This is a genomic window from Sphingomonas sp. SP1 (assembly GCF_058313395.1).
In genome coordinates, this window is sequence record NZ_JBZFLC010000001.1 from 898,246 (window position 1) to 921,591 (window position 23,346).

At 66.1% G+C, this 23,346-nt stretch carries 30 protein-coding genes; 11 read left to right on the forward strand and 19 right to left on the reverse strand.

Annotated elements, in window-relative coordinates:
* Positions 1–114: 114 nt before the first annotated feature.
* The 6 genes from thiL to AC4GYS_RS04660 all read right to left on the reverse strand — a co-directional run bounded on the left by thiL (position 115) and on the right by AC4GYS_RS04660 (position 4,296).
* Positions 115–1,047 (reverse strand): thiamine-phosphate kinase, encoded by a 933-nt coding sequence (thiL, locus tag AC4GYS_RS04635; protein WP_491107923.1) that lies wholly within the window; start codon positions 1,045–1,047, stop codon positions 115–117.
* A gap of 100 nt (positions 1,048–1,147) precedes the next feature.
* Positions 1,148–1,603 (reverse strand): transcription antitermination factor NusB, encoded by a 456-nt coding sequence (gene nusB / locus AC4GYS_RS04640; RefSeq protein WP_491107924.1) that lies wholly within the window; start codon positions 1,601–1,603, stop codon positions 1,148–1,150.
* Positions 1,604–1,614: 11 nt separating this feature from the next.
* Complete coding sequence (locus tag AC4GYS_RS04645) at positions 1,615–2,514, reverse strand: alpha/beta fold hydrolase (protein WP_491107925.1); 900 nt, start codon at positions 2,512–2,514, stop codon at positions 1,615–1,617.
* Positions 2,511–3,101, reverse strand: a complete 591-nt coding sequence (locus AC4GYS_RS04650) for a hypothetical protein (RefSeq protein ID WP_491107926.1) — start codon at positions 3,099–3,101, stop codon at positions 2,511–2,513. Before AC4GYS_RS04650 ends, AC4GYS_RS04645 begins: the two co-directional genes overlap by 4 nt.
* A complete protein-coding gene (locus AC4GYS_RS04655; RefSeq protein WP_491107927.1) occupies positions 3,098–4,015 on the reverse strand; it encodes a pirin family protein in 918 nt (305 codons plus the stop codon). The genes AC4GYS_RS04650 and AC4GYS_RS04655 overlap by 4 nt, the downstream gene beginning before the upstream one ends.
* Positions 4,012–4,296: a BolA family protein gene (locus AC4GYS_RS04660; protein WP_491107928.1), complete on the reverse strand. Its 285-nt coding sequence runs from the start codon at positions 4,294–4,296 to the stop codon at positions 4,012–4,014. Before AC4GYS_RS04660 ends, AC4GYS_RS04655 begins: the two co-directional genes overlap by 4 nt.
* Positions 4,297–4,334: 38 nt before the next feature.
* Between AC4GYS_RS04660 and AC4GYS_RS04665 the strand changes: the two genes are divergently transcribed.
* The gene (locus AC4GYS_RS04665) at positions 4,335–4,910 is read left to right on the forward strand and encodes a J domain-containing protein (protein WP_491107929.1); all 576 of its coding nucleotides are present in this window, start codon (positions 4,335–4,337) and stop codon (positions 4,908–4,910) included.
* A 15-nt stretch (positions 4,911–4,925) separates the two neighbouring features.
* Here AC4GYS_RS04665 and AC4GYS_RS04670 read toward each other — a convergent pair whose 3' ends face one another.
* From AC4GYS_RS04670 to AC4GYS_RS04700, 7 genes are read right to left on the reverse strand one after another with little or no spacing between them, the layout of a single operon-like run.
* Positions 4,926–5,663 (reverse strand): SIMPL domain-containing protein, encoded by a 738-nt coding sequence (locus AC4GYS_RS04670; protein ID WP_491107930.1) that lies wholly within the window; start codon positions 5,661–5,663, stop codon positions 4,926–4,928.
* Between the two features lie 48 nt (positions 5,664–5,711).
* A complete protein-coding gene (locus AC4GYS_RS04675) occupies positions 5,712–6,386 on the reverse strand; it encodes a glutathione S-transferase family protein (RefSeq protein WP_491107931.1) in 675 nt (224 codons plus the stop codon).
* The gene (locus tag AC4GYS_RS04680; RefSeq protein WP_491107932.1) at positions 6,386–7,108 is read right to left on the reverse strand and encodes a dihydrofolate reductase family protein; all 723 of its coding nucleotides are present in this window, start codon (positions 7,106–7,108) and stop codon (positions 6,386–6,388) included. Before AC4GYS_RS04680 ends, AC4GYS_RS04675 begins: the two co-directional genes overlap by 1 nt.
* Positions 7,101–7,598 (reverse strand): VOC family protein, encoded by a 498-nt coding sequence (locus AC4GYS_RS04685; RefSeq protein WP_491107933.1) that lies wholly within the window; start codon positions 7,596–7,598, stop codon positions 7,101–7,103. Before AC4GYS_RS04685 ends, AC4GYS_RS04680 begins: the two co-directional genes overlap by 8 nt.
* A gap of 11 nt (positions 7,599–7,609) precedes the next feature.
* The gene (locus tag AC4GYS_RS04690) at positions 7,610–8,407 is read right to left on the reverse strand and encodes a VOC family protein (protein WP_491107934.1); all 798 of its coding nucleotides are present in this window, start codon (positions 8,405–8,407) and stop codon (positions 7,610–7,612) included.
* Between the two features lie 5 nt (positions 8,408–8,412).
* A complete protein-coding gene (locus AC4GYS_RS04695) occupies positions 8,413–9,135 on the reverse strand; it encodes a DUF1428 domain-containing protein (RefSeq protein WP_491107935.1) in 723 nt (240 codons plus the stop codon).
* A 26-nt stretch (positions 9,136–9,161) separates the two neighbouring features.
* Entirely contained in the window at positions 9,162–9,596 is a 435-nt protein-coding gene (locus AC4GYS_RS04700; RefSeq protein WP_491107936.1) for a VOC family protein, read from the reverse strand.
* A gap of 67 nt (positions 9,597–9,663) precedes the next feature.
* Between AC4GYS_RS04700 and AC4GYS_RS04705 the strand changes: the two genes are divergently transcribed.
* Both AC4GYS_RS04705 and cobS read left to right on the forward strand, forming a co-directional pair.
* A complete protein-coding gene (locus tag AC4GYS_RS04705; protein WP_491107937.1) occupies positions 9,664–10,338 on the forward strand; it encodes a winged helix-turn-helix transcriptional regulator in 675 nt (224 codons plus the stop codon).
* Between the two features lie 31 nt (positions 10,339–10,369).
* Entirely contained in the window at positions 10,370–11,374 is a 1,005-nt protein-coding gene (gene cobS, locus AC4GYS_RS04710) for a cobaltochelatase subunit CobS (protein WP_491107938.1), read from the forward strand.
* Here the strand turns inward: cobS and AC4GYS_RS04715 are convergent.
* Positions 11,371–11,766 (reverse strand): hypothetical protein, encoded by a 396-nt coding sequence (locus AC4GYS_RS04715; RefSeq protein WP_491107939.1) that lies wholly within the window; start codon positions 11,764–11,766, stop codon positions 11,371–11,373. The two genes, cobS and AC4GYS_RS04715, sit on opposite strands and share 4 nt — an antisense overlap.
* Positions 11,767–11,825: 59 nt before the next feature.
* Here AC4GYS_RS04715 and cobT point away from each other — a divergent pair, with 59 nt between their 5' ends.
* Together cobT and AC4GYS_RS04725 are read left to right on the forward strand one after the other, a co-directional pair.
* On the forward strand, positions 11,826–13,643 hold the full coding sequence (gene cobT, locus AC4GYS_RS04720; RefSeq protein ID WP_491107940.1) for a cobaltochelatase subunit CobT: 1,818 nt from the start codon (positions 11,826–11,828) through the stop codon (positions 13,641–13,643).
* A 188-nt stretch (positions 13,644–13,831) separates the two neighbouring features.
* The gene (locus AC4GYS_RS04725; RefSeq protein WP_491107941.1) at positions 13,832–14,767 is read left to right on the forward strand and encodes an esterase-like activity of phytase family protein; all 936 of its coding nucleotides are present in this window, start codon (positions 13,832–13,834) and stop codon (positions 14,765–14,767) included.
* A 50-nt stretch (positions 14,768–14,817) separates the two neighbouring features.
* Here the strand turns inward: AC4GYS_RS04725 and rpmB are convergent, their stop codons facing one another.
* A complete protein-coding gene (gene rpmB, locus AC4GYS_RS04730) occupies positions 14,818–15,108 on the reverse strand; it encodes a 50S ribosomal protein L28 (protein WP_491107942.1) in 291 nt (96 codons plus the stop codon).
* Positions 15,109–15,260: 152 nt separating this feature from the next.
* Here rpmB and AC4GYS_RS04735 point away from each other — a divergent pair, with 152 nt between their 5' ends.
* The 3 genes from AC4GYS_RS04735 to AC4GYS_RS04745 all read left to right on the forward strand — a co-directional run bounded on the left by AC4GYS_RS04735 (position 15,261) and on the right by AC4GYS_RS04745 (position 17,536).
* Positions 15,261–15,608, forward strand: a complete 348-nt coding sequence (locus tag AC4GYS_RS04735) for a hypothetical protein (protein WP_491107943.1) — start codon at positions 15,261–15,263, stop codon at positions 15,606–15,608.
* A 61-nt stretch (positions 15,609–15,669) separates the two neighbouring features.
* The gene (locus tag AC4GYS_RS04740) at positions 15,670–16,101 is read left to right on the forward strand and encodes a nucleoside deaminase (protein ID WP_491109359.1); all 432 of its coding nucleotides are present in this window, start codon (positions 15,670–15,672) and stop codon (positions 16,099–16,101) included.
* Between the two features lie 94 nt (positions 16,102–16,195).
* The gene (locus tag AC4GYS_RS04745) at positions 16,196–17,536 is read left to right on the forward strand and encodes a hemolysin family protein (protein ID WP_491107944.1); all 1,341 of its coding nucleotides are present in this window, start codon (positions 16,196–16,198) and stop codon (positions 17,534–17,536) included.
* Between the two features lie 4 nt (positions 17,537–17,540).
* Here AC4GYS_RS04745 and AC4GYS_RS04750 read toward each other — a convergent pair whose 3' ends face one another.
* The 3 genes from AC4GYS_RS04750 to purD all read right to left on the reverse strand — a co-directional run bounded on the left by AC4GYS_RS04750 (position 17,541) and on the right by purD (position 19,784).
* Complete coding sequence (locus AC4GYS_RS04750) at positions 17,541–18,098, reverse strand: helix-hairpin-helix domain-containing protein (RefSeq protein WP_491107945.1); 558 nt, start codon at positions 18,096–18,098, stop codon at positions 17,541–17,543.
* A gap of 109 nt (positions 18,099–18,207) precedes the next feature.
* Positions 18,208–18,525, reverse strand: a complete 318-nt coding sequence (locus AC4GYS_RS04755) for a hypothetical protein (protein WP_491107946.1) — start codon at positions 18,523–18,525, stop codon at positions 18,208–18,210.
* Positions 18,522–19,784 carry a phosphoribosylamine--glycine ligase gene (gene purD, locus AC4GYS_RS04760; protein ID WP_491109360.1) on the reverse strand — a complete coding sequence of 421 codons (1,263 nt, stop codon included), beginning with the start codon at positions 19,782–19,784 and terminating at the stop codon, positions 18,522–18,524. The genes AC4GYS_RS04755 and purD overlap by 4 nt, the downstream gene beginning before the upstream one ends.
* 1 nt (position 19,785) lies before the next feature.
* On the opposite strand from purD, the gene xseA reads away from it, so the two are divergent.
* From xseA to AC4GYS_RS04775, 3 genes are read left to right on the forward strand one after another with little or no spacing between them, the layout of a single operon-like run.
* Complete coding sequence (xseA, locus tag AC4GYS_RS04765) at positions 19,786–21,183, forward strand: exodeoxyribonuclease VII large subunit (RefSeq protein ID WP_491109361.1); 1,398 nt, start codon at positions 19,786–19,788, stop codon at positions 21,181–21,183.
* The gene (locus tag AC4GYS_RS04770; RefSeq protein ID WP_491107947.1) at positions 21,177–21,386 is read left to right on the forward strand and encodes a DUF2093 domain-containing protein; all 210 of its coding nucleotides are present in this window, start codon (positions 21,177–21,179) and stop codon (positions 21,384–21,386) included. Before xseA ends, AC4GYS_RS04770 begins: the two co-directional genes overlap by 7 nt.
* Positions 21,383–22,624: an aspartyl/asparaginyl beta-hydroxylase domain-containing protein gene (locus AC4GYS_RS04775; RefSeq protein WP_491107948.1), complete on the forward strand. Its 1,242-nt coding sequence runs from the start codon at positions 21,383–21,385 to the stop codon at positions 22,622–22,624. Before AC4GYS_RS04770 ends, AC4GYS_RS04775 begins: the two co-directional genes overlap by 4 nt.
* A 1-nt stretch (position 22,625) precedes the next feature.
* Here the strand turns inward: AC4GYS_RS04775 and AC4GYS_RS04780 are convergent, their stop codons facing one another.
* Positions 22,626–23,156, reverse strand: coding sequence for a hypothetical protein (locus AC4GYS_RS04780; protein WP_491107949.1), 531 nt, complete (start codon positions 23,154–23,156; stop codon positions 22,626–22,628).
* Between the last annotated feature and the right edge of the window lie 190 nt (positions 23,157–23,346).

The following is a 23,346-nucleotide window of genomic DNA, read 5'->3' on the forward strand; positions in this document are numbered from 1 at the left end:
GCACGAAGAACCGGGGGAGGTTGTAAGCGGGAAATCCGGCCTGTCTAGGCCAGCAGAAACGCCGTCAGCGCGCCCGACAGCAGCCCGGCAAGTGCAACTGCTGTGTGACGCCAGCTAGGAAGTGCGGTGTTCATGACCCAAGTGCTCCGGCAAGGGCACGTTGCCGGCGGCGTCGGTCAGAATGATGCCCGAACCTTCGGTCAGCGTGCCGATCGCAGACAGTGTCGATCGGTAAGGTAAAAAAGCGGTTACCGGGGCCCAGTCGGCAGGCATGGCGAGCAGCAGGGCGTAATCATCGCCTCCGGTCGCGGCGAAAATGCGGGCCGCACGGTTCTGTCCGCGCTCGGCGATGAAGGCGCGGGAGAGGGGCAGCGCGTCAAGATCGATGGTCGCGCCGCAGCCGCTGGCCGCGCTCAGTCGGGACAGGTCCAGCAGCAGGCCGTCGCTGATGTCCATGGCCGCGGTCGCAAACTGTGCCAGTGCCTGACCGGCGGCAAGCAGCGGAACCGGGCGGCGATAAATGTCCACCAGCGGGCCGTCCGCCTTGGCATCCTCCTGCAGGAGGGCAAGCCCGGCGGCGCTGTCGCCGAGCGTTCCGGCAAGCCACAGCCGATCGCCCGGCCGGCCGCCGCTCCGGCTCGGCACATGGTTGCCGGCATGGCCAATGGCGGTGAGCCCAAGGACCTTGGGAGCGCCTGGTGGAAGCGCAATCGTGTCGCCGCCCAGCAGCGGCAGGCCGTAGCTTTCGCAGGCGGCGGCGACGCCCGACAGGAACGCGTCCGTCCAGCCGTCTTCGTGAAGCGTCAAAGACAGCAGCGCGCCGGCCGGGCGGGCCCCCTTGGCCGCCAGGTCGGACAGGTTGACCGCCACCAGCTTCCACCCGACCGAGGCAGGCGGATCGTCGGGGAGGAAATGCACGCCCTCGGCGATGGTATCGTGGGTCAGCACCAGCCCGTCCAACACGGCCGCGTCGTCGAGCAGGCCGCGCGCCGCCGGGCTGGTCGCGATGGTTCGCAGTCGCTGGAGGATGGAGTGTTCGGTGGTCATCGGTTCATCGTCACTCCCGCGGAGGCGGGAGTCCATCTCCTTGCGACTGAGCGCGCCGGAGCTTCGAGAGATGGATCCCCGCCTTCGCGGGGATGACGGATCACTGGCCCCGCACGCCCTTGGCGATGGCATCGAGAAGACCGTTCACGAACGAAACTTCCTTCTTGTCGAAGAAGGCGTGCGCGACGTCGAGATATTCGCTGATCACGGTCCCGACCGGAACATCGGCCCGGGCCAGCAACTCATAGGTGCCGGCGCGCAGGATGGCGCGCATCGACCGATCGAGCCGCTCAAGCTTCCAGCCCTGGGCGAGTTCGGCTGTGACAAGGCGATCGATCTCGAGCCGCCGGGCCTCGACGCCTTTCACCAGATCGTCGAAGAAATCGATCTCCGCGTCCGCCAGTTCGGCCCCATCGACAGCCATGCCGATCCGGTGCTGATGAAACTCATGCAGCAGCTGCGGCACCGGGGTGCCCTCCATCTCGAGCTGGTAGAGCGCCTGAACGGCGGCGAGGCGCGCGGCGGAGCGCGAGCGGGAGCGGGTCGGTGCGGACATGAGGCGGGGGCCTATGCCTGTTCCGCCGCGGCAAGGAAAGGCCCGAGCGCCGCCGCCACCGCATCGGGCCACTCCCACGGGACGAAGTGACCGGCGTCGGCGATGCGCTCGATGCGCAGATCCGCGACCAGCGCATCCAGGCCGTCGAGCTGGATCGGCAGCAGCGCCTTGTCCTTCATGCCCCAGACCACCAGCGTCGGCACCGTCACCTTGGGAAAAGCGCGAAGGAGGAAATCGGGAAGCGGCACCGTGACGCCCTCCGGCGGCACGACGATCGGGGCGGCGCGATACCAGTTGAGCATGGCGGTGAAGACGCCGGGCTGTGTCCATTCGGCGAGATACTCGGTTTTTTCTTCCGCTGAGATGGAGGCGAGGTCGACGTGCCCGCCGAAGCTTTTGTCGAAGAAGCTGTCCCAGCCCATCGCTTCGACCGCCTGTTCGAAGCCAGATGTGCGAAAGGCAGTGATGTACTGGCTGGCGGCGCGCTGGTCGGCATCCTCGATCAGGCTTTGCTGAAATATTACCGGGTGCGGGGCGTTGATGATCGCCAGACGGCTGAGGCGCGGATCGCCGCGCAGCGCCGCCGCCCAGGCGACCGCTCCGCCCCAATCATGGCCGACCAGCGCGAACCGGTCGAGGCCAAGCCGGTCGACCAGCGCAAACAGGTCGGCGAGTATCTTGTCGGTGGTGTATTCGTCGACGCCCCGCGGTGCATCGGAAGCGCCGAAGCCGCGCTGATCCGGCATGATCATCCGCAGGCGATCCGACAGCAGCGGCACCAGCTTTCGCCAGGTGCGATGCGATTCCGGAAAGCCGTGCAGGAAAATCACGGCAGGACCATCCTCCGGCCCATCGAAGCCGACGTTGAGGGTCACGCCGGTGGAAAGTGCGATGCGGCGGAATTCGGTCATGTGACGATTATCCTCTCTTCGCGCTGACATTGCCGACGATAGTCCGACGCCTTGGCCGATGTTTGCGCGTCCAGCCGGCGGGCGAGCGCCAAACTTTGATCGAATATTGTCCACTCGATGCCGGATCCGCCCATCAGTTGCCCGCGCGGATTGTAGGTATGAACCCCGAAGGACGTGTCCTTGTCGCGCAGGGCCATGAGCTGCTCGCCGCGAAGCTCGAGCGAGCGCACGGTTGCTTTCGCAAAGGGCGCGCGCAACGTCCCGACATCGGTGTAGACGACCAGCTGGCCAAGGTCCGCGGGCGGAAGAACATGATGGCGGATCGTGACCCTTGCTTCCCGATAGTCGAGGATGGGTTGGCCAAGCTGCCACTCGGCTTGGGCGTCGACCAGCTCATTGCCCGGATTATAGTACCATTCCGCACGGCCCGTGCGCAGCCGGCCCTCGAAGTCCAGCAAGCGAAAGGCCCGCGCGCGAATGGGTCCGGCAGTGGCGTCGGCGGTGCAGTACCAGCCGAGTTTCTGAGCCGGCAGCGTCGCACAGCTGGTGAGCAGGGCGGTACCGACGGCGACGGCCGCCCGCCTCACGGGTAGCTTACCGTTTTGGGTACCTCGGGGATCGGGATCCACTCGTCGTGATCGTCGGGTGGAAGCGCAAATTCGCCGGCTTTCCACGCGCGCTTGGCTTCGTTGATGCGCTCTCGACTGGAAGAGACGAAATTCCACCAGACGTGGCGTTCGCCATCCATCGGTGCGCCGCCGCAGAGTATGAGCCGGGCGCCGCGCTCGGAGCGGAGGAGGGGCTTGTGGCCGGGCGCAAGCAGGACAAGGTGCATCTGCTGGAGTTGGTGGCCATCCACGCGGGCGTCGCCGTCGAGCAGATAGATGGCGCGCTCGTCGGCTTCGCGCTCCAGCTCCAGCGAAGCGCCGGGCGCGAGGTCGATGGCGGCGTAAAGGCTGGGCGAATGCTGCGTCACCGGCGAACGAACGCCATAGGCCTCGCCCATGATGAGATTGAGGCGGATGCCGTCACCTTCGATCAGCGGAAGGTGGTCGGCGGCGACATGTTCGAACGCGGGATCCTGCTCTTCGGAGGATTGCGGCAGGGCAATCCAGGTTTGAATGCCGTCGAGCACCGGGCCGACGCTGCGCTGGTCGGCGGGTGAGCGCTCCGAGTGCGAAATGCCGCGGCCGGCGGTCATCAGGTTGACCGCGCCGGGCTCGATCCGTTGAAGGGTGCCGAGGCTGTCGCGATGATTGATCGCACCTTCGAACAGGTAGGTGACGGTGGCGAGATTGATGTGCGGGTGCGGGCGCACGTCGATGCCTTCGTCCACGCCCAGCCGCGCGGGACCCATCTGGTCGAAGAAGATGAACGGCCCGACCATGGTTCGCAGCTTGTGCGGCAAGGTACGATGGACCTTGAACCCGCCGAGGTCGTGGCTGACCGGGGCCAGGCTCATCAGGATTGGCCCATTCCTGTCGTAAGCTTCGTTGTTCATTCTCCGGGCGCCTTCGCAGTGATGGAGAGGGCGTGAACGCGTTCGTCCATGAGGTCGCCCAAGGCCTGGTAGACCATGCGCTGGCGGGCAACGCGGCTCTGGCCGGCGAAGCGCGCGCTCTCGATCAGCAGGCTGAAGTGCGACTCGCCGGCCGGGTTGTAGCCACCATGGCCGCGATGCTGTTCGCTGTCGTCGCGAAGCTGCAGCTTCGTCGGTGCGAGCGCCTGGGTGAGGCGATTCGTGATTTCCCGCGCGACGGGACCGGTGGAAGGGGCGTCCATGGAGCCTATATAGGCCGGCTTACCGACGGAAGGCACCAGTGGCGTCGCGACAACCGAAGTTTCACGGCCGGGTAGAAGGGGCGGCGGCGCATTGCGCGGTGCCGGGATGCGCTGCGCCCGGCGAGTTCAAGGCGCCGCTGACCGCGCCGACCTTCGACGGGCCGGGCGAATGGCAATGGCTGTGCCTTGAGCATGTGCGCGAGCATAATGCGCGCTACAATTTCTTCAGCGGGATGAGTCCGGACGAAATCGAACGGGCGCAATCGCCCGTGGCCGGCTGGGACCGGGCAACCCGGGCGTTTGCGCATGGCGGGGTGGATCCGGCGCCGGCGTGGAGTGATTTTCGCGATCCGCTGGAGGCGATCGGCGGACGCTTCGGGCCACGCGCCCGCACTCCGGCAAAGCCGGCGCGTTTCTCAGGAACGGAGCTGGGGGCGCTTCATGTCCTGGGGCTCGGCGACGACACCGATCTTCATGCGGTGCGCCAGCGTTATTCAGAGCTGGTTCGGCGATATCATCCCGACCGGAACGGCGGCGATCGGCGGCACGAGAGCAAGCTTGGCCAGGTGCTGGAGGCCTGGGCGACCTTGCGGAAAGCGCCGGCCTTCGCCTGACCCGATCGCGTCCGATCAGCCTGGCTCTAGGGCGAAGTCGACGCGGACGCGGACTTCGGTGCGGTTGATGCCCGGGTTGAACGGCGCGCCGGGCGGAGGGGGTGGGGCCACGGGGACCGCGGCGTCGGAGACGGCGAATGATTCGGTGCGAACGACCGGCGGAGGAGAGGGGACGCCATATTCGCCGCCGTCCACGATGTTCACCACGCGAACGATCTTGAGCCCGGCAGCGTCGGCGTAGGCTTCCGCCCGTGAGCGCGCGGCCTTGAAGGCGTTGGCGTAGGCGGACCGATTGGCGGTTTCCCGGTCGGCAACGCGCAGGTCCGGTCCACCGAGCAGATTGGCGCCCGCCTCCGTCACGGCCGTCACCGCCTCGCCCACCCGGTTCATGTCGGTAAGGCGCGCCTCGATCACATTGGAGGCGCGGAACTGGCCGCGCTCGCGACCATAGTCGATCCGTTCCAGCGACAGGTTCTGGGTCTGAAGATCATCCGGCCGGACGCCCAGCCGGGCAAGCGCGGCGGTAACCCGCTCCATCTTTTCGCGGTTGAGCCGGCTGGCCTCTCCGGCGTTCGGACCGACACTGACCACCCCCATCCGCAGGCGCGCCTCGTCGGGACGGGCTTCGGCGCGGCCCGTCGCGGAGATGGTGAGCAGCGTTTCGCCCTTTTCCACCCCGCGCGGATCGGGGTTGGGCGCGGGCTGGCAGGCTGCGAGCAGCGGCAGGGTGGCGAGCAAGGCAAGATAACGCATGACGGGCTCCTCAAAGACCCGTCGATGTTACATTGTATCTTTGACCCGTCAATCGCGGTCCGGCGCGCCCAGGGGAAAGAAGGGACGATAGGGCCGGGCGTCCTCGACGCAGCGGCTGACCGGCGGAAGCGCAAGCAACTCGGCGCGGAGCCTTGCGACCCGGGGACAATCGGCGGGGATGCGCTCGATCCAATCGGCATAGAATAGCGAGGGCGCGGCGGCGCAGGTGACGAGCGACACATGCGGCGGAAGCGCGTTGCTCGACAGCCATTGCTCAAGCCAGCGGTAGGCGCGCAGCAACTTGGCCTTGCCGCCTGCGATTTCCGCTTCGATAGGCTGCTCCCGAAGGCCGAGTTCCGGCCTGTCGCGATCCTTGAAATGAGCGGCGACCACGCGCTGCATGCCGCCCATCACATAATTGTCGAACACGCGGTCGATCATTCGCGTGACCGCCGCCTCGGCCGGATCGGCCGGGATGAGGGGTGCGGGGCCGGGGTGGTGCACCGCCAGATGTTCGACGATGCTGGTCGCTTCGATCACCACCCTGGCGCCGTCCACCAGAACCGGGATATGCCCGCCTGGGTGGACCTTGCCGGGGAACTGCTCGCTCAACGGGCGGTCGGGGGCCATCGGCACGAATTCGAACGGGGTGTCGTTCGCATAGAGCGGGATGAGCGCCTTCCAGCAGTAGGACGAGAAGGGGTGGCCGTGGAGTTGCAGCATTACCAGCGGCCTTCCGCGATTGCCGCCTGACGCACCTGTTCGCGCTGGCTGCTCGATTGGGGGCCGGCCCAGCCATGTTCGACCCTGCCGGCGGGTTCGTAGGTGGCGATCACCGCGCCGGACGGCGTCACCTTGTGGTCGACCAAGTGCAGCTTTTCGGCGGAAGTGCCTTCGCCGAACAGGCGTTTGCCGCTCCCCAGAACCACCGGAAAGATCATGACGGTCAGGCGGTCGAGCAGCCCTTCGGCAAGCAGCGCCGGGTAGATGGTACTGCTGCCCTGGATCAGCAGCTTCGGTCCCGAACCCTCCTTCACCCGCCGCAATTCGTCCATGCTGCCGAGGCGATGACTATTGGACCAGCCAAGGTCGGGCGAGCCGCGGGTCAGGACATATTTGCTGGCCTCCGTAAAGGCCCGGCCCATGTCCATCGCCGCCGCCTCGCCGTCGTCCTTGCCGGTCTTGTCGAAGACCTCGCCGATGCCGGATGCTTCGCCGCCGACATAGGGCCAGTAAGCGGCAAAGATGTCATAGGTCCGGCGGCCGAGCAGCAAGTCGTACTCGCCTGCAAAAAAAGCGTCGATCGCCTGCCCGACCTCGTCGTCGAAGAACTGCGGGAGCCAGCCGCCGTGGCGGAAACCGCCGGTCGGGTCCTCGGTCGGACCACCGGGCGCCTGCATCACCCCGTCCAGCGACACGAACGCGCTGCCCCGGATCTCACGCATTCGCCAGTGCCCCTCGCCGTGCCGCCTCGATCGTCGCGACGTCGATCTTCTTCATGGTCATCATTGCTTCGAACACGCGCCGTGCGGTGGACGGGTCGGGATCGCTATTGCCGTCCAGCAAGACGCGCGGGGTGATCTGCCAGGAGACGCCCCATTTGTCCTTGCACCAGCCGCAGTCGCTTTCCTGTCCGCCATTCTGCGTGATGGCGTTCCAGTAGCGGTCGGTTTCCTCCTGATCGTCGGTAACGACCATGAAGCTTACCGCCTCGTTGGGCTTGAACGCGGGGCCTCCGTTCAAGCCGACGAACGCTCGGCCAAGCACGGTGAATTCGACCGTGAGCTCGTCGCCCTGGTGACCGTCGGGATAGTCACCCGGCGCAGTCATCGCCTTGCCGACGTGGCTGTCGGGAAAGGTGCGCGCGTAGAATTCCGCAGCTTCGCGGGCCTGCCCGTGATCGAACCACAGGCAAGTGATGAGCTTGTCCGCCATTTTTGCACTCCTTACTGCCGGCGCGGGCCGACCAGCCCGAACATTGCGCCCTGGGGGTCGGTGGCGTTAACCGAATATTCCCCGCCCGGAATCTCGATCGGTTCCTGGAACACCTGCCCGCCGCCCGCGCGGATCGCGTCGGTCGCCCGGTCGATGTCATCGACGCCGATGTAGAAGTTCCACATCGACCTGCGCATGTCTGGCATCGTCTTCATCACGGCCCCAATCGACACGCCGCCATGATGGAGGAACTGGTACTTCCCCATCTCCCCCATATCCATGTCGCCTTCCTGCACCCAGCCGAAGTGGCGGGTGTAGAAGTCGATGGCGCCGGCGGGGTCGTCGCTCCACAATTCGTTCCAGCGGATGTGCTGGGGCCGGTCGACGGAAAAGACGTCGCTGACCGCGTCCTCCCGGCCTTCGGGAGGCAGCGGATCCATCAGGTAGAAGGCGGCGCCGCTCGGGTCGGTAACCATTGCGAGCCGGCCGACGCCCGGTTGATCCCATGCGGGCATCATGACCTTGCCGCCGTCGCGCTCCACTGCGCCGACCGCCCGATCGACATCCGATACATGAATGTAGCCGAGCCAGATCGGCTGCGCCCCATTCGCACGCATCTCTTCGTTCAGCGTCATGACCCCACCCGCGTTGCCGCCGTCCGAGCGCCCGATCATCCGGTATTCGAGGCCCGGTGCGACCGGCTCCTCCGCGACCGTCCAGCCGACCACCGAATCGTAAAAGCGCTTTGCGCCCGTGGGATCGGTGGTCAGCAGTTCGTACCAGATGAAAGCGCCGCCCTGTTCGGCCATGTCGCTCACTCCGCCGCGGTGTCGAGGATCGGGCGAAAGCCGCCCCAGAACATGCGCTTGCCGTCGAACGGCATTTCGAGGCTTTCTCCCGGCTCCTGCTCCATCATCTTGGCCCAGCCGGCGTCGCGGGTCTGCTTGTCGGGCCATTCGACATAGGAATAGACGATTGCCTCGCCCTCCTGCGCCTGCACGGCGCGCTGGAAATCGGTGACCTTGCCGGTGGGCACGTCGTCGCTCCACGCTTCAACCACGCGGACCGCACCCCAGTCCCGGAACTTGCCGGCCATGTCCTGCGCCAGCGCGCGGTATGCGTCCTTCTTGTCCGTGGGAACCGGCATCACATAGCCGTCCGTGTAGCCTGGTGTGCCCGAGCCACGTTCGTCCACGATGGTCTCGAAGCCGCCCATGATCATGCGCTTGCCGTCGAACGGCATGTCGGCGCCCATCTGCGCCATGCGCGGGTCGCTCATCATCTTGCTGTTGGCCGCATCACGGGCCGCGCGGTCGGGATATTCGAACCACGAGAAGACCACCGTCTCGTCCTCCTTGGCCTGCACGGCCTTGCGAAAGTCCGTGAGCTTCCCGTCGGGCACATCGTCGCCCCAGGTTTCGGCCATCCGGCTGGCACCGAACTCGCGGATGATCGGCGCAAAGCCGCGCGCGTGCTCCAGATAGCTGTCCTTGTTGGCGGTCGGTACCGCAGCAACGAAACCTTCAATGTAGGTCATGGTCGTTTCTCCCTGCTTCGGTTCGGTCAGGCGTCCTGCAGCGCGCCCGCACCCTGCTCGGCCGCATTCTGATCCATCCACATGACTTCCCAATGATGGCCGTCGGGATCCTCGAAGCTGCGGCCGTACATCAGATCGCCCATTTCCTGCCTGGGCCCGGGATCGGCGCGCCCGCCGGCGCCGCTTGCCTGCTCAACCAGCGCATCCACGTCCTCGCGTCGGTCGGCGGACAGGCAAAGCAGGACTTGGCTCGATTGGTGAGCATTGGCGATCGGCTTGGCAGTGAAAGTCCGGTAGAAATCGTGGGTCAGCAGCATGACGTGGATGACGTCGCTCAGCATGATCATCGCGGCCGCGTCATTGGAGAACTTTGGTTCCTTCCTGCCGCCCACCGCCTCGTAAAAGCGGATCGACCGATCAAGGTCCGTGACTGGCAGGTTGATGAAAATCATCTGGGGCATGCCCGAAAACTCCTGATGCGACTCGATAGTCCTTGAACCATGCCGCGCTAGGTTATACATTGCAACCGTGAAGTCAGAAAAGCTAACTAAAGAGCGGCGAAGCGAGCCGAGGCGGGGGTACGACGACGCCTGCGGGACAGCCCATGCGCTGGAGTTGATCGGCGAACGCTGGGCCTTGCTTGTGCTGCGGGAACTGCTGCTTGGCCCGCGGCGCTTTTCGGACCTGCGCTCGGACTTGCCGGCAATCAGCGCGAATATCCTGACGCAGCGACTGGGCGACCTGGAAGCCCGCGGCCTCGTGCGCCGACGCAGGCTGCCGCCGCCCGCGTCGGTCCAGGTCTACGAGGCGACCGAGTGGGGGTTGGAGACCGCTGTCCTGATCCGCGAACTCGGGCGCTGGGCCGCGCGCTCGCCGGCGCACGACCCGACTCTGCCGCTGTCGGGTGTGTCGATCATGTTGAGCTTCACCGCCATGCTCAATCCGGAGCGGGCCGAGGGCTTCGCGGGCAAGGTGGCGTTTCGCTTCGGTGAGATGGTGTATCTCGCCGAGGTCATGGACGGCGCGATCGAGGTGCGGCGCGGGCTGGTGGAGGAGGGGCAAGCGTTGGTCAGCGGTGAGCCAACCAGCGTCGCGGCTGTGGTCTATGGCGGCGCTCCGCTGGAACTTTTGCAGATTGAGGGAGACGTGAAGCTCGCCAGGCGTTTCCTGTCGCTCTTCACCCTGCCCCCGAAGGCCAGTTGAGGCACCCGCGGCGGCCAGCTAAGGCGCGTTCATGGCCGACATCTCCAACGAAGCACAAACCCCGACCGGCGAGACGCTGATGAGCGCGCCGGACAAGATGCTGAAGGTGCGCGACGCGTTCGGCATCGACAGCGACATGGAAGTGCCGGCGTTCAGCGAAGCGGACGAGCGGGTCCCGGACCTGGACCCCGCCTATGTGTTCGACCCGGATACCACCCTCGCCATCTGCGCCGGCTTCGCCAAGAACCGACGCGTTATGGTCCAGGGTTATCACGGTACCGGCAAATCGACCCACATCGAACAGGTCGCGGCGCGGCTGAAATGGCCGTGCATCCGCATCAACCTCGATGCGCATATCAGCCGCATCGACCTCGTTGGGCGCGATGCCATCGTGCTTCGCAATGGCCAGCAGGTAACGGAATTCCGCGAGGGGCTGCTGCCATGGGCGCTGCAGCACCCGGTCGCACTGGTATTCGACGAATATGACGCGGGCCGGCCGGACGTGATGTTCGTCATCCAGCGCGTGCTGGAGGTTGAAGGCAAGCTCACGCTGCTCGACCAGAACCGGGTGATCCGGCCCAATCCTTTCTTCCGGCTGTTCGCCACCACCAATACCATCGGCCTCGGCGATACCACCGGTCTTTATCACGGAACGCAGGCGCTCAATCAGGGGCAGATGGACCGGTGGAACATCGTCACCACCCTGAATTACCTGCCGGCCGCGGTCGAAGCGCAGATCGTGCTCGCCAAGTCGGGCGAATATGACAAGCCGGACGGGCGCGCGACGGTCGACAAGATGGTCAAGGTCGCCGAACTGTCCCGGCAAGCATTCATCAACGGCGACATTTCGACGGTGATGAGCCCGCGCACGGTGATCAGCTGGGCGCAGAACGCCTTGATCTTCGGCGACGTCGGCTTCGCCTTCCGCGTGTCTTTCCTCAACAAGTGCGATGAAAGCGAGCGGCCGCTCATTGCCGAGATGTACCAGCGGGTCTTCGCCGCCGACCTGCCGGAAAGCATCGCGGCGAAAGCCTAGCCCTCGTCGGAATGCGCCGTTTCCCCATCCCGATGCCGCGGAGCGAATTCGACGAAGATCGCGAACAGCGTCCATACAAGGAGGGTCGGCTGGATTTTGCCCGGGAGGGTGGTTCCGTCCGGCAGCCACGGTTCCGCCACGAACGGCAACGCCAGCACGATGGCAAGCGTGTAGATCGAGTAGGTGATTCGGTGCTTGCTAGCGGAAATGTAAAGGATCGATACGACCGCACCTGCCAGCAGCACGAGCATCAAGCCGAACCGCAGCGGCTCCAGGTTTTCAATGCCCGAAATGACGAAACCGAGCACAGCTCCGAAAAAAGTATTCAGTCCGGCAAGGTTGGCGCGATACTCGGCGTCGGTCATCCGCATCTTTACAGTCATCGACTTCATGTCACCCTCCCCGATGCCCGCCGCGATGCTGCTGCGCCCGCACAGGTAAGGCAAGCCTGATGGCCGAGACGACCCCGCTCGACCGATTCCGGCAGGTGCTGGCCGGCACTGCCCGGGCAATTGCGCGCGATCCGGAGGTCGAGGTTGCATTCGCGTCCGACAGCGGAGCGAGCGGTGGCAAGCTGGCGCGAGTGGCCTCGCCGGGGCCAGGCCTTGCGCCTCGCCTGGTCGCCGAGGCCAGAGGCGCGGCAGACGCCGTTGCCCTTCGCTTGCGATATCACGATGCGCGGCTGCATGGCGCGGGAGCGCCGGCCGAGGCCGACGCCCGTGCAGTGTTCGATGCGCTCGAAACAGCAAGAGTGGAGGCGTTGGGCGCGCGGACTATGCCAGGTGTCCGTGCCAATCTATCCGAGCTGACGGAGGCGCGGGTTCGATCGGATGCGATCGGGCGGGCGCGCAATTCGGAAGAGGTGCCGCTGGCAACCGCCCTCAGCCTGCTCGCCCGCGAACGGCTAACCGGGGCGGCACCACCCAAGGGCGCGGAAGCTGGCCTTCAGCTCGTGCGCCCGTGGATCGAAGAGAAGGCGGGCGGCGATCTCGATGCGCTGGCGCTTGCACTGGACGACCAGACCGCATTCGCGGCGCTCGCCCGAAAACTGCTCGAGGATCTCGATCTTACCGCTGCGGCCGATCCCAGCGAGGAAGAGCCGGACGAAGGTGGCGAGGACGAAGAGGGCGAGGATTCCGGCGACAACGACAGCGACGACCAGGATCAGGACCAGTCGCCGTCGTCGGGCGAGACGGAGATGCGCGCCGAGCAGGACGGCAGCGATGAAGACGATGACGACGCCCAGGCGGAGGACTTCGACGACGAGGAAATGACCCCCGGCGAGGAGGGTGACGAAAGCTCCACCCCGCGCCCCAACCGCCGACCGACCGAACCCGAGCTCAGTGGCGACTACAAGGCCTTTACGCAGCGGTTCGACGAGGTCGTCGAGGCCGGCGACCTGTGCGACGAGGAGGAGCTCAACCGCCTGCGGGCCTATCTCGACGGGCAGATGGGGGCGTTGTCCTCGGTCGTCACCCGCCTCGCCAACCGGCTGCAGCGGCGCTTGATGGCACAACAGGCTCGCAGCTGGGATTTCGACCAGGAAGAAGGACTGCTCGACGCTGCGCGGCTGGCACGGGTGGTGGTCTCGCCGGGTCATTCGCTCAGCTACAAGGTCGAACGGGAGACCGACTTCAAGGATACTGTGGTCAGCCTCCTGATCGACAATTCAGGGTCCATGCGCGGGCGGCCCATCAGCATCGCGGCAATCAGCGCGGACATTCTTGCCCGGACTTTGGAACGCTGCGGAGTGGCGACCGAGATCCTCGGCTTCACCACCCGCGCATGGAAGGGCGGGCAAAGCCGCGAAGCATGGTTGAGCGAAGGCCGGCCGCCCAATCCGGGTCGGCTGAACGACCTCCGCCATATTGTCTACAAGCGGGCCGACGAGCCTTATCGCCACGCCCGCCGCAATCTCGGCCTGATGATGCGGGAAGGATTGCTGAAGGAAAATATCGACGGCGAAGCGCTGTTGTGGGCGCACAATCGGCTGATCGCGCGACCGGAAGAGCGGCGTTTGCTGATGGTGATCTCGGACGGGGCGCCGGTCGACGATTCGACCGCCAGCGCCAACGGGGGCGCCTACCTCGAAAAGCATTTGCGGCAGGTGATCGGCTGGATTGAGAGCCGCTCCCCGGTGGAGCTCGCGGCGATCGGCATCGGTCACGACGTGACACGGTATTACGAACGGGCGGTGACGATTATGGATGCCGAGCAGCTCGGCGGCGCGCTGGTGGAGCAGCTGGCGATGCTGTTCGAAAAGCGCTGAAGGAGGATGGAAGGGCCCGGCGCGGATACGCAACCGGCACCGGGCCCGCCCTCGATACGCGACGCGAGGGAAATGTCGCGGTTCAGGAAGACAGGGGAGAAATCCCTTCCGCTCAAGGGCTTATGGTCGACCCCCGGTTGAACCTGCCTGAACGGCGCTTGCAGCCAATATTCAGGTTTGCAGCTGTCATGTTATTGATGTTGTTCGCTTTTTTGACCCTGCGCAGTGATACTCGCTACGAGGGGCCGGATCGCCGTCCGCAACCGACGCGAGTGGCGGAGGTCCGCTACGAAAGGCTCGAACTGGCCCGTCGCGCCACGGTCGGAGACGGCATTCGAATCGGCGGAGCATGGCGCGTCAGTTCGGACGATCCGCGGCTGGCGGGGCTGTCCGGTCTCGCGGTGACGCCAACAGGTTTGCTGGCAGTGACCGATTCGGGGGTGACGGTCGAGCTTCCCTTACCGGCAATGCGACGTCGGGTCGCACGCCTGCGCGACCTGCCGTCGGGCCCGGGCTGGCCAACCTTCAAACGTTACCGGGACAGTGAAGCGTTGGCCTGGGACGAACGCCGGAACGGCTGGTGGATCGCTTTTGAGTTCCAGCATAGCCTTTGGTTCTACGATCGCGAATTTCGCCGTGGCTGGGAGATGTTGTCGCTCCGAGACCGTCAGTGGAGCGTCAACAAGGGCGTGGAGGCGCTTTTGCTGGACGATACGGGGCAGCCCTTGCTGCTTCCCGAGCAGGGCGGCTCGGTGATTCAGACGGCGGATGGAAGCGCGGTTCGTCTGGAAGGGGCGCAGGGCGCGATCAGCGAGGCCGTGCGCTTGCCGGACGGCAGGCTACTCGTGGCGCAGCGGGCGATTGGCGTTAACGGAATCACCAATCGCCTTGGGTGGCTGGAGCGGACCAGCGGTGGCAACTACCGGGTGCGACAAATCGGAGCTTTGCCGCTTGGAGCGCTCGACAATGTGGAAGGGCTTGCGGCGGAGGAAACGGCAAACGGCGATGTCCGGGTCTGGGCAGTCACCGACAATGACGGCTGGCGCCGGACCCTGCTCCTGATGCTGGACATTCAGGCCAAAGGTCGAACGCCGGATCGGGCAGGCCCGTCCGGCGTCGAATAATCCAGGAAACGCCAAAGCCGGAGCGAAGCCTCGCCTCCGGCGCACGGGGCTCAGGCCGCCGCTTGCGCCTTCTTGGCCAGTTCGCGCTTAAGCTTGCGCGCCGTCGGACCCAGCTTGTCCTCGCTGGTCTTCGTCAGCCAATTGTCGAGACCGCCATTGTGCTCCACCGAACGAAGCCCGTGGGTGGACACGCGCAGCTTGACGCTCTTGCCAAGCGAATCGCTGATGAGCGTGACGTTCTGCAGGTTGGGCAGAAAAGTCCGCTTGGTCTTGTTGTTGGCGTGGGAAACATTGTTGCCCACCTGCCGGCCCTTGCCGGTCAGCTCGCAAACGCGCGACATGATTTGCTATCCCAATGTAAAGCGGGCGCCGCAGAGGCGCCTGGAAAGGCCGGCCGGATAACCGCTCGTCCTGCCCGCGTCAACCGCGCAACCGCTTCGATAGCCGAGCGTTCACCCTCCGAAACGATCTTACGTCAAGGAGCGACGACCTTATGCGCGGTATCCTGCTAGTCCTGATTTTGCTGGTGGTCGTAGCCATTGGCGCGATTGCAACGGGCTTCATCAACCTGAACACTGCCGAACCGGCGCAGGCCCCCGCTGTCGCGGTCGAGGACGGGAAACTGAGGGTCCAGCCCGGGCAGGCGCCCAAGCTGGAGGTCGAGACTGGGCAAGTCGCGATCGGTTCGGGCGAGGCGACGGTGAAGGTTCCCCGGCTTGAAGTGCGTCCGGCAGGTGGCGGTGAGCAGTCGGGTCAGCCTCAGCCTCAGCCGCAACCACAGCAGGCTCAACCGACCGCGCCGCAAGCCGGCGTTTCCGATACGAACGCAACGCAGCAGTAAGGCTGACTTGCCCGCACGGCTGGGCTAGCGGGGAAAGGTGGTATTTCCGCTGCCCTTCCCGATGCGCCGGTCCCTCGATCTCGCCGGCGAAGCGGCTGCGGCCGGAGAGGTGCCGGTCGGCGCCGTCGTCACGCGCGGAAGCGAGATCATCGCCGAAGCGCGCAACGCCATGCGCGGCAATCTCGATCCCACCGCGCACGCGGAAATCGTCGCGATTCGGCAGGCCGCGAAAGCGCTTGCCTCGCCGAGACTGGACGGGTGCACGCTTTGGGTCAGCCTGGAGCCGTGCGCAATGTGTGCCGCCGCCATCGCCCTTGCGCGGATCGGAGCGCTGCGCTTCGCGGCGGAGGATCCGAAGGGCGGTGGGGTCGTGAACGGGCCACGCATTTTCGGCCAGCCCACCTGCCACCACCAGCCGGATGTGCTTGGCGGGATCGGCGAGGAGGAGGCAGCCGCGCAATTGAAACGGTTCTTCGCGGCCCGGCGCGGTTAGGGGCGGAAACGGCGGCGTGGATCATTGTTTCTGTGCCCGGCACGAACCCGTGCTTGGCATTCCCTGGTAGTGAAGGCTAATAGCTGTTTCCTTGATGAGCGACGACTTGCTCCCGTTTCCCTGGTTCGACCTGGTCCTGATCCTTGCACTGATCGTGCTGAACGGCGTGTTCGCGATGAGCGAGCTCGCCATCGTTTCCGCGCGCGAGGCCCGATTGAAGGCCATGGCCAAGGCCGGCAGCGGGGGCGCTGCAACCGCGCTCAAGGTCGCGGCCGACCCCGGCCGGTTCCTGTCCACCGTACAGATCGGCATCACCCTGATCTCGATCCTGGCCGGCGCCTATTCCGGAGCGTCCTTGGGTGCTCCGGTCGCACAGCGGCTGCAACAGTTCGGCATCGCGCCAGAAACGGCGCAGAGCATCGGGTTCGGCCTGGTGATCGCCCTTACCACCTTTGCCTCGCTGATCGTCGGCGAGCTCGTCCCCAAGCAGTTCGCGCTTCGCTCGCCCGAGCCGATCGCCGCGCTGGTCGCCCGGCCGATGCTGTGGCTGTCCAAGGCAGCCGGACCACTGGTCTGGCTGCTCGATCGTACCAGCGCCGCCATCTTTCGGATGCTCGGGCTGAAGCGCGAGACGGAGAATCAGGTCACCGCCGAAGAGCTGCATCTGGTGGTCGCGGAGGCGCACACCTCTGGCGTTCTGGAGGAAAGCGAGCGGGCGATCATTTCCGGGATCGTTCGGCTGGCCGATCGGCCGGTGCGCGAGGTGATGACGCCGCGGATGGAGGTCGACTGGATCGACGTCTCATCAACTCCGCAGGAGATCCGTGAAGCGTTGGCGGAAACGCCGCACAGCCGCCTTCCCGTCGCGGAAGGGAGTGTCGAGGCTATCGTCGGCGTGGTGCAGACCCGCGACATGCTGGATGCACTGATGGAGGGGCGCCCCCTCGACCTGCGGGCTCTGGCCCGCAAGGCGCCAATCATTCCCGACATGATGGATGCGATGGACGCGCTCAACGTGTTGCGCACGGCCGAAGTGCCGCTGGCGCTGGTGCACGACGAATATGGCCACCTGGACGGGATCGTGACGCCGGGCTCGATCCTGGCGGCGCTGGCAGGCGCATTCCGTCATGATGTCGAGGACGACGATCCGCCGCTGGTGGAGCGGGAAGACGGCAGCTGGCTGGTATCCGGTGCCGCGAGCGCGGACGTGCTGGAAGATCAGCTTGGGCTCAACATGCCCGACGACCGCGACTTTTCCACGGTCGCGGGCTTCGCCCTGTCCGTGCTGAAGCGGCTGCCGGAGACCGGCGAAACCTTTTCCTACGACCGCTGGAAGTTCGAGGTCGTCGACATGGACGGCCGCAAGATCGACAAGCTCCTCGCGACCTGCGCGCCGAAGCGCCGTCGCGAGGAGGACAAGGAAGCCGCGCTATAAGCGGTCAGAGCTTGCCGAAGGCGCTTTCATAGCCGGCCTGGTCGCCGCGGGCGAGATAGCCGGCCTGCTCGACGATCCGGTCGCGCGCCAGTCGGCCCTTGAAGGCGCCGAGTTCGGTATCCAGCCGCTGGACCTCGTCGGGGGTCAGCGCAGCGATCTGTTCGAAGGAGAATATGCCGCGGCTGTTAAGCAGGCCGGCCAGCTTGGGACCAACGCCTTTCATCCGCTGCAGGTCGTCCGCGACCCCGTGGCTTCCGGGCAGGTTCGAGTGGACCGGCGCACCGATGATCTGCCCCACCACGTCGCTGGTGGCCGCAGCCGCTTCGTCCACCAGGCCATTGCCCTCATGGTCATCCCGATTGGCCGGGACCGGCGGGTCATGGCGAGGGCCGGCGACCGCCTTCGCCGATTGGTCGGCACTCGTCATATGCGGCCGGATCGGCGCGGTTTCCTTGCTCAAAGTCACTTTTTGCTTCGGCCGCAAGATCAAAACGCCGGTGACCAGGCCGATGATGACCGCGATCAGGACGACCGGCCAGTAAGCCGACCAGAGTTCGCTCATTTCCATCCTCTCGATTGATAACGCAGGTGCAGGTAAGCGAGCCACGCGGCGCCGACCCCGGCGAAATATCCGCCCAGCCCCAGCAACGCGGCTTCAACGAACAACGGGATCATGGGCGCGCTCCGTCCGCAGCGAGTGATGCCGCGTCCCATCTTACCCGGTCGACGCCCGGCAGCTCGCCCATGATTTCCACGAGCGCCCGGCGTTGAAAGTCGTCGGCTGGGCCGGAGAGGACCAAAGTGCGGCTAAGCGGCTTTTCAGCCAGGCGAGCCTGAACCTGGACCATCTCGTTGCGGTCCAGCTCGGCACGGGCCGAGCGTTCGATGCGATCCCGAAGCGTTTCCGCTCCGCCCAGCGGGCCGTGGTAAAGCTCCGCCACCAGCAACGTCGCGATCGCTCCGATCAGCAGGATCCTGCCGTTGTTCATGCCTCTTCGCGCCCCAGTTCGCGCCAGCCGATGTCGCGGCGATGGAAGCCGTCGGCAAAGTCGATCGCGTCAACGCCCCGATAGGCTCGCGCCCGGGCCTCGGCGAGGGTCCGCCCAAGCGCGGTGATCGCCAGCACGCGCCCTCCGGAAGCAAGCAGCGCGCCCGATCCGTGCCGGGCGGTCCCGGCCTGGAATACCGTGACGCCGGGCACCCGCTCGGCGGCTTCGATGCCGTCGATGAGACCGCCCTTGCGCGGCGTACCAGGATACCCGTGTGCCGCGACCACGACGGTCATGCCGATCTCGTCGGATAGGAGGAGCGGCTGTTGTTCCGACAGGCGCCCGGTTGCGACGGCATAAAGCATCGCGGCAAAGTCGCCCTTAATCCGCGGCATGATCGCCTCGCACTCGGGATCGCCGAAGCGGACGTTGTATTCAATCAGCTTGGGCCCGTCGGCCGTCAGCATCAGCCCGGCATAAAGGACGCCGCTGAACGGAGTCCCGGCGGCAACCATGGCCCGCGCGGTCGGACGCACGATCTCCGCCATCGCCCGCTCTTCCAGTTCGGGCGTCAGCACCCTTGCCGGGCTATAGGCCCCCATGCCGCCGGTATTGGGGCCGGTATCGCCTTCGCCAACCCGCTTGTGGTCCTGGGCCGAGGCCAGCGGAACCGCAATGTCGCCGTCGACGAGGGCGAACAGGCTGGCTTCCTCCCCTTCCAGGAAGTCCTCGATAACCATGGGGCCGTCGCCGGCCGCAGCAATCGCCTGCTCGGCTTCGGCCCGCGTCATGGCAATGGTGACGCCCTTGCCTGCCGCCAGACCGTCGGCCTTGATGACTACTGGCAGGGAGAAGCGGTGCAGCGCCGCCATCGCAGCGGCCGCGGTATCGACCCGGACATAGGCGGCGGTCGGAATGCCCTCCCGCGCGCAAAGGTCCTTGGTGAAGCCCTTGCTTCCCTCAAGCGTGGCCGCCGCCGCATCGGGCCCGAACACCGGAATATTCGCCGCCCGGCAGGCGTCGGCGACGCCGGCGACCAGGGGCGCTTCCGGCCCAATCACCACCAGGCCGATATTGTGCTGTCGGGCAAAGGCCACCACCTTGGCGCCGTTCGCGGGATCGAGTGCGACGCATTCGGCCCAGCGGGCAATCCCCGGATTGCCAGGCGCTGCGATCAGCTGACCGCAGCTTGGCGATTGCCTCAGCCGCCAGGCCAGCGCATCTTCGCGGCCGCCCGAACCCAAAAGCAGGATATTGATCATCTCGCCGCCCGACACGCCCGGTCTCCTAGCCCAGCAATCCCCCGGCGACAACGCGCCGCCATTCACCGTCAGCGAACTCGCGAGCGCGGTGAAGCGCGCGGTGGAAGATGGTTTCGGACGGGTTCGGGTGCGCGGGGAGATCAGCGGCTTCAAGCGCCACGCGTCGGGCCATTGCTATTTCACCCTGAAGGACGATGGCGCCTGTATCGATGCGGTCATCTGGCGCTCCGGCGCAGGCGCGCTGGCCTTCCGTCCCGAGGACGGCGCAGAAGTGATCGCCACCGGCAAGATGACGACCTATCCCGGTCGGTCCAAATATCAGATCGTTGTCGAGCGGATGGAACTGGCTGGCGAGGGCGCGCTGATGGCCCTGCTCGACAAGCGTCGTCGGGCGCTCGCCGCCGAGGGGCTGTTCGATCCAGCCCGAAAGCGCCGATTGCCGTTCCTGCCACGGGTCATCGGCGTGGTGACCAGCCCGACCGGGGCGGTGATCCGCGACATCCTGCACCGGCTGGAAGACCGTTGCCCCACGCACGTGATGGTTTGGCCCGTCGCCGTCCAGGGCGAGGGGGCGTCCGCGCGCATTGCAGCCGCGATCCGGAACTTTCCGACGATCGAGCCAAGGCCAGACCTGCTGATCGTCGCGCGCGGCGGGGGCTCGATCGAAGACCTGTGGCCGTTCAACGAGGAGGAAGTGGTGCGGGCTGCCGCCGACTGCCCGATCCCGCTGATCAGCGCGGTTGGGCACGAAACGGACACCACGCTGATCGACCATACCGCCGACCTGCGCGCGCCGACGCCAACTGCCGCCGCCGAACTGGCGGTGCCGGTGAGGGCCGAACTCCTTGCCCAACTCGATGATCTTTCCGCCCGCAAGCGCCGCTGCCTCGGCCGCCGGGCGGAGCTCGCCCGGGAACGGCTGGCGCTGACCACGTGCCGTTTGCCGGAGCCGGTCGCCCTGCTGGCACCACGGCAGCAGCGTTTCGACGAGGTGGGCGATCGTCTCCCCCGGGCGTTGCTGGCGCGTACGCATAAAGCCGAAGCGGCGATGAACTATGTCGTCCCGCGCCTGCGCCCCGACCTGCTCGTGCACAAGGTCGAGCGCCTATCCGATAAGCTTGCCGCGGCGTGGAAGATGGCGATGCTGGTGCATCCCGAACGGCCCCTGTCGCGTGGTTTCGTCCGGGTCACCGACCGGTCCGGGCGAACGCTTGTTCACGCCACCGACGCGCGCGCGGCGGGCGACCTTCGGCTGCGATTCGCGGACGGCGAGATCGAGGCGATCGTCGCCACAGGCCGACCGGAACCCCGGCGGGTTGAGCGCAAGCCCCGCGCCGCCTATGTCGCCCCGCAACCTGGCTTGTTCGACAACGAGGACACTCAAGACCCATGCTGATGCAGGGTAGCGGCCGTGAGGCCCGCATCCACTATCTCGCCGGCACCTTCCGCTTGCTCAGCGAGGGCGATCATGTCCGCTGCGCAGTGACGGGGGTCGCCATCCCGCTCGACCAGCTGCGCTATTGGAGCGTGGCGCGGCAGGAACCGTACATCGACGCGGCGGCCAGCGCGCGGGCGGAACAGCGGGCCTCATCTCGTTGACACCGCCTGAGCAGGCCCGCACCCTTCTGGCGCAGGCCAGCCAGGCGCGTCAGGCCGGCCGGTTGGAGGAGGCGGAGGCTCTCGCGCGGCGGGCGGTCGACGCCGACCGTACGGCCGGACCGGCATGGAATCTCCTCGGCCTGATTCAGCTTGACCGAGGCGACCGCGAGGCTGCGATTGCCAGTTTGCGGCAGGCCGTCACGGTCGATCCGGATCCGCCCTTCGCCTGGTTCAATCTGGCAAAGGCGCAGCGCGCGGCCGGTGATGCGGAGGGCGAACTTGCTTCGATTGAGCAGGCGCTCGCCCGGGACGAATATTTTTTGCCGGCCATCCTCGCCAAGGGGGAAGTGCTGCGGCTGCTGGGCAAGGAAGCAGAATCCGCCGAACTGTATCGCTTGCTGCTGCAGGGGCTCGATCCCGCTCAGCAGTTTCCGCCGGCGTTGGCGCAGCAGATCCAGGCCGCTCGCCGGTTCGTGGACGAGCATGGGGAAAGTCAGTGGCAGCGCTACGAGGCGGCTCTGGCGGCCGTTGCGGCAAGCGCTCCGGAAGCGGACCTTGGCCGGGCCGCGGCCTTCGCCGCCCATCGCGCCGGTCGTCGGCGGATCTACCTCAATCAGCCGACCGCCGGGCATTTCCCGTTCCTGCCCGCCTTCGAATATTTTCCCCGCGACCTGTTCCCCTGGTTTTCGGAACTGGAACGTCAAACCGACGTCATCCGGGCCGAGCTCCTGTCGTTGTGGGCCGAGGACGATCCGGAGTTTCGGCCTTATGTCCAATTCAAGCCGGGCGAGCCACTCAACCAGTGGCGCGAGCTCAATCATTCGCCTCGATGGAGTGCCTGGTTCCTGTGGGAAAATGGACGGCGCCACGAGGAGCATTGCCGCCGCTGCCCCCGTACCGCCGATATCATCGCGTCGCTGCCGATGCTGGATATCCCTGGCAAGGGCCCGACCGCCATGTTCTCGGTGCTGCAGCCGCACACGGTGATCCCGGCACACACTGGCTCCACCAACGCTCGCACCACCGTGCACCTGCCGCTGGTGGTGCCGCCCGGCTGCGGTTTCCGGGTCGGCGGCGAGACCCGGGAGTGGCGCGAAGGGGAGGCTTGGGCGTTCGACGACACGATCGAGCACGAGGCATGGAACAACAGCGACCAGCCGCGCGCCATTCTGATCATCGATACATGGAATCCGCTCCTGACCGAGGCCGAGCGGGAGGTCGTCCGGCGGGTCGGCTGACCTATTTGACTCGCTGGACCCGGATCGCCGTCTCGCCGTTCACATTGGCAAGATAAGATCCCATTGCCGCGCGCCGGATGCGGATCTTCGTTCCGTTACGTGGCTCCACAATCAGTTCGCGGGTATCGAGCTGCTGCCAGCGACCGCCCTCGGCCAAGTCGAAGATCCAGCGCCCCGATCCATCCTGACGGGCAAGCGTGACGGTGGTTTCCAGCGGCTGGATTGGAGCTGCCGGGTCATTGTCCCCGAAGACGCCCAGGTTCGGCAGCGCGAGCCCAAACAGCGATCGCCGAGTCCTTTGCGCCTGCTGACGATCCATTGTCAGTAATTCGCCGCTGGCCTGCGCCTGACCCATCGCCGCCACCTCCCGATCGAAGCAGGCAAGGCGTTGGGCCGAATCCGTCAGCGTGCGGCAATCGAGCACTCGGGCAAGCGCGGCGGGCGGCGGTAGCGGCGCCTTGGCCTGGCCAGCGGCAACGCCGCTCCACATCAGCCCAACCAACGCTGCGGCAACGATTTTCATCTGGCCCATCCCCTTTTCAAGCTAAGCCTATGGCGTGCCGGGCAGGCAGGCAAGCAGCCTCATGACCGATGACGGAACGATACCTGACAGGCCCGAAACGTCTGTGACCTTTTTGCTACAACGTGACGCAGAGTTGCCTGCCGACCGCCTCCACTCATTGCCTAGCCGAGAGGCGCTGGCTTAGACGACCGTGTTGAAG

Coding starts and splice junctions, on each gene's coding strand:
- thiL (WP_491107923.1), bottom strand. CDS start 1,047: ATGACCACCGAACACTCCATCCTCCAGCGACTGCGAACCATCGCGACC.
- nusB (WP_491107924.1), bottom strand. CDS start 1,603: ATGTCCGCACCGACCCGCTCCCGCTCGCGCTCCGCCGCGCGCCTCGCC.
- AC4GYS_RS04645 (WP_491107925.1), bottom strand. CDS start 2,514: ATGACCGAATTCCGCCGCATCGCACTTTCCACCGGCGTGACCCTCAAC.
- AC4GYS_RS04655 (WP_491107927.1), bottom strand. CDS start 4,015: ATGAACAACGAAGCTTACGACAGGAATGGGCCAATCCTGATGAGCCTG.
- AC4GYS_RS04660 (WP_491107928.1), bottom strand. CDS start 4,296: ATGGACGCCCCTTCCACCGGTCCCGTCGCGCGGGAAATCACGAATCGC.
- AC4GYS_RS04670 (WP_491107930.1), bottom strand. CDS start 5,663: ATGCGTTATCTTGCCTTGCTCGCCACCCTGCCGCTGCTCGCAGCCTGC.
- AC4GYS_RS04675 (WP_491107931.1), bottom strand. CDS start 6,386: ATGCTGCAACTCCACGGCCACCCCTTCTCGTCCTACTGCTGGAAGGCG.
- AC4GYS_RS04680 (WP_491107932.1), bottom strand. CDS start 7,108: ATGCGTGAGATCCGGGGCAGCGCGTTCGTGTCGCTGGACGGGGTGATG.
- AC4GYS_RS04685 (WP_491107933.1), bottom strand. CDS start 7,598: ATGGCGGACAAGCTCATCACTTGCCTGTGGTTCGATCACGGGCAGGCC.
- AC4GYS_RS04690 (WP_491107934.1), bottom strand. CDS start 8,407: ATGGCCGAACAGGGCGGCGCTTTCATCTGGTACGAACTGCTGACCACC.
- AC4GYS_RS04695 (WP_491107935.1), bottom strand. CDS start 9,135: ATGACCTACATTGAAGGTTTCGTTGCTGCGGTACCGACCGCCAACAAG.
- AC4GYS_RS04700 (WP_491107936.1), bottom strand. CDS start 9,596: ATGCCCCAGATGATTTTCATCAACCTGCCAGTCACGGACCTTGATCGG.
- cobS (WP_491107938.1), top strand. CDS start 10,370: ATGGCCGACATCTCCAACGAAGCACAAACCCCGACCGGCGAGACGCTG.
- AC4GYS_RS04715 (WP_491107939.1), bottom strand. CDS start 11,766: ATGAAGTCGATGACTGTAAAGATGCGGATGACCGACGCCGAGTATCGC.
- cobT (WP_491107940.1), top strand. CDS start 11,826: ATGGCCGAGACGACCCCGCTCGACCGATTCCGGCAGGTGCTGGCCGGC.
- AC4GYS_RS04725 (WP_491107941.1), top strand. CDS start 13,832: ATGTTATTGATGTTGTTCGCTTTTTTGACCCTGCGCAGTGATACTCGC.
- rpmB (WP_491107942.1), bottom strand. CDS start 15,108: ATGTCGCGCGTTTGCGAGCTGACCGGCAAGGGCCGGCAGGTGGGCAAC.
- AC4GYS_RS04735 (WP_491107943.1), top strand. CDS start 15,261: ATGCGCGGTATCCTGCTAGTCCTGATTTTGCTGGTGGTCGTAGCCATT.
- AC4GYS_RS04740 (WP_491109359.1), top strand. CDS start 15,670: ATGCGCCGGTCCCTCGATCTCGCCGGCGAAGCGGCTGCGGCCGGAGAG.
- AC4GYS_RS04745 (WP_491107944.1), top strand. CDS start 16,196: ATGAGCGACGACTTGCTCCCGTTTCCCTGGTTCGACCTGGTCCTGATC.
- AC4GYS_RS04750 (WP_491107945.1), bottom strand. CDS start 18,098: ATGAGCGAACTCTGGTCGGCTTACTGGCCGGTCGTCCTGATCGCGGTC.
- AC4GYS_RS04755 (WP_491107946.1), bottom strand. CDS start 18,525: ATGAACAACGGCAGGATCCTGCTGATCGGAGCGATCGCGACGTTGCTG.
- AC4GYS_RS04770 (WP_491107947.1), top strand. CDS start 21,177: ATGCTGATGCAGGGTAGCGGCCGTGAGGCCCGCATCCACTATCTCGCC.
- AC4GYS_RS04780 (WP_491107949.1), bottom strand. CDS start 23,156: ATGGGCCAGATGAAAATCGTTGCCGCAGCGTTGGTTGGGCTGATGTGG.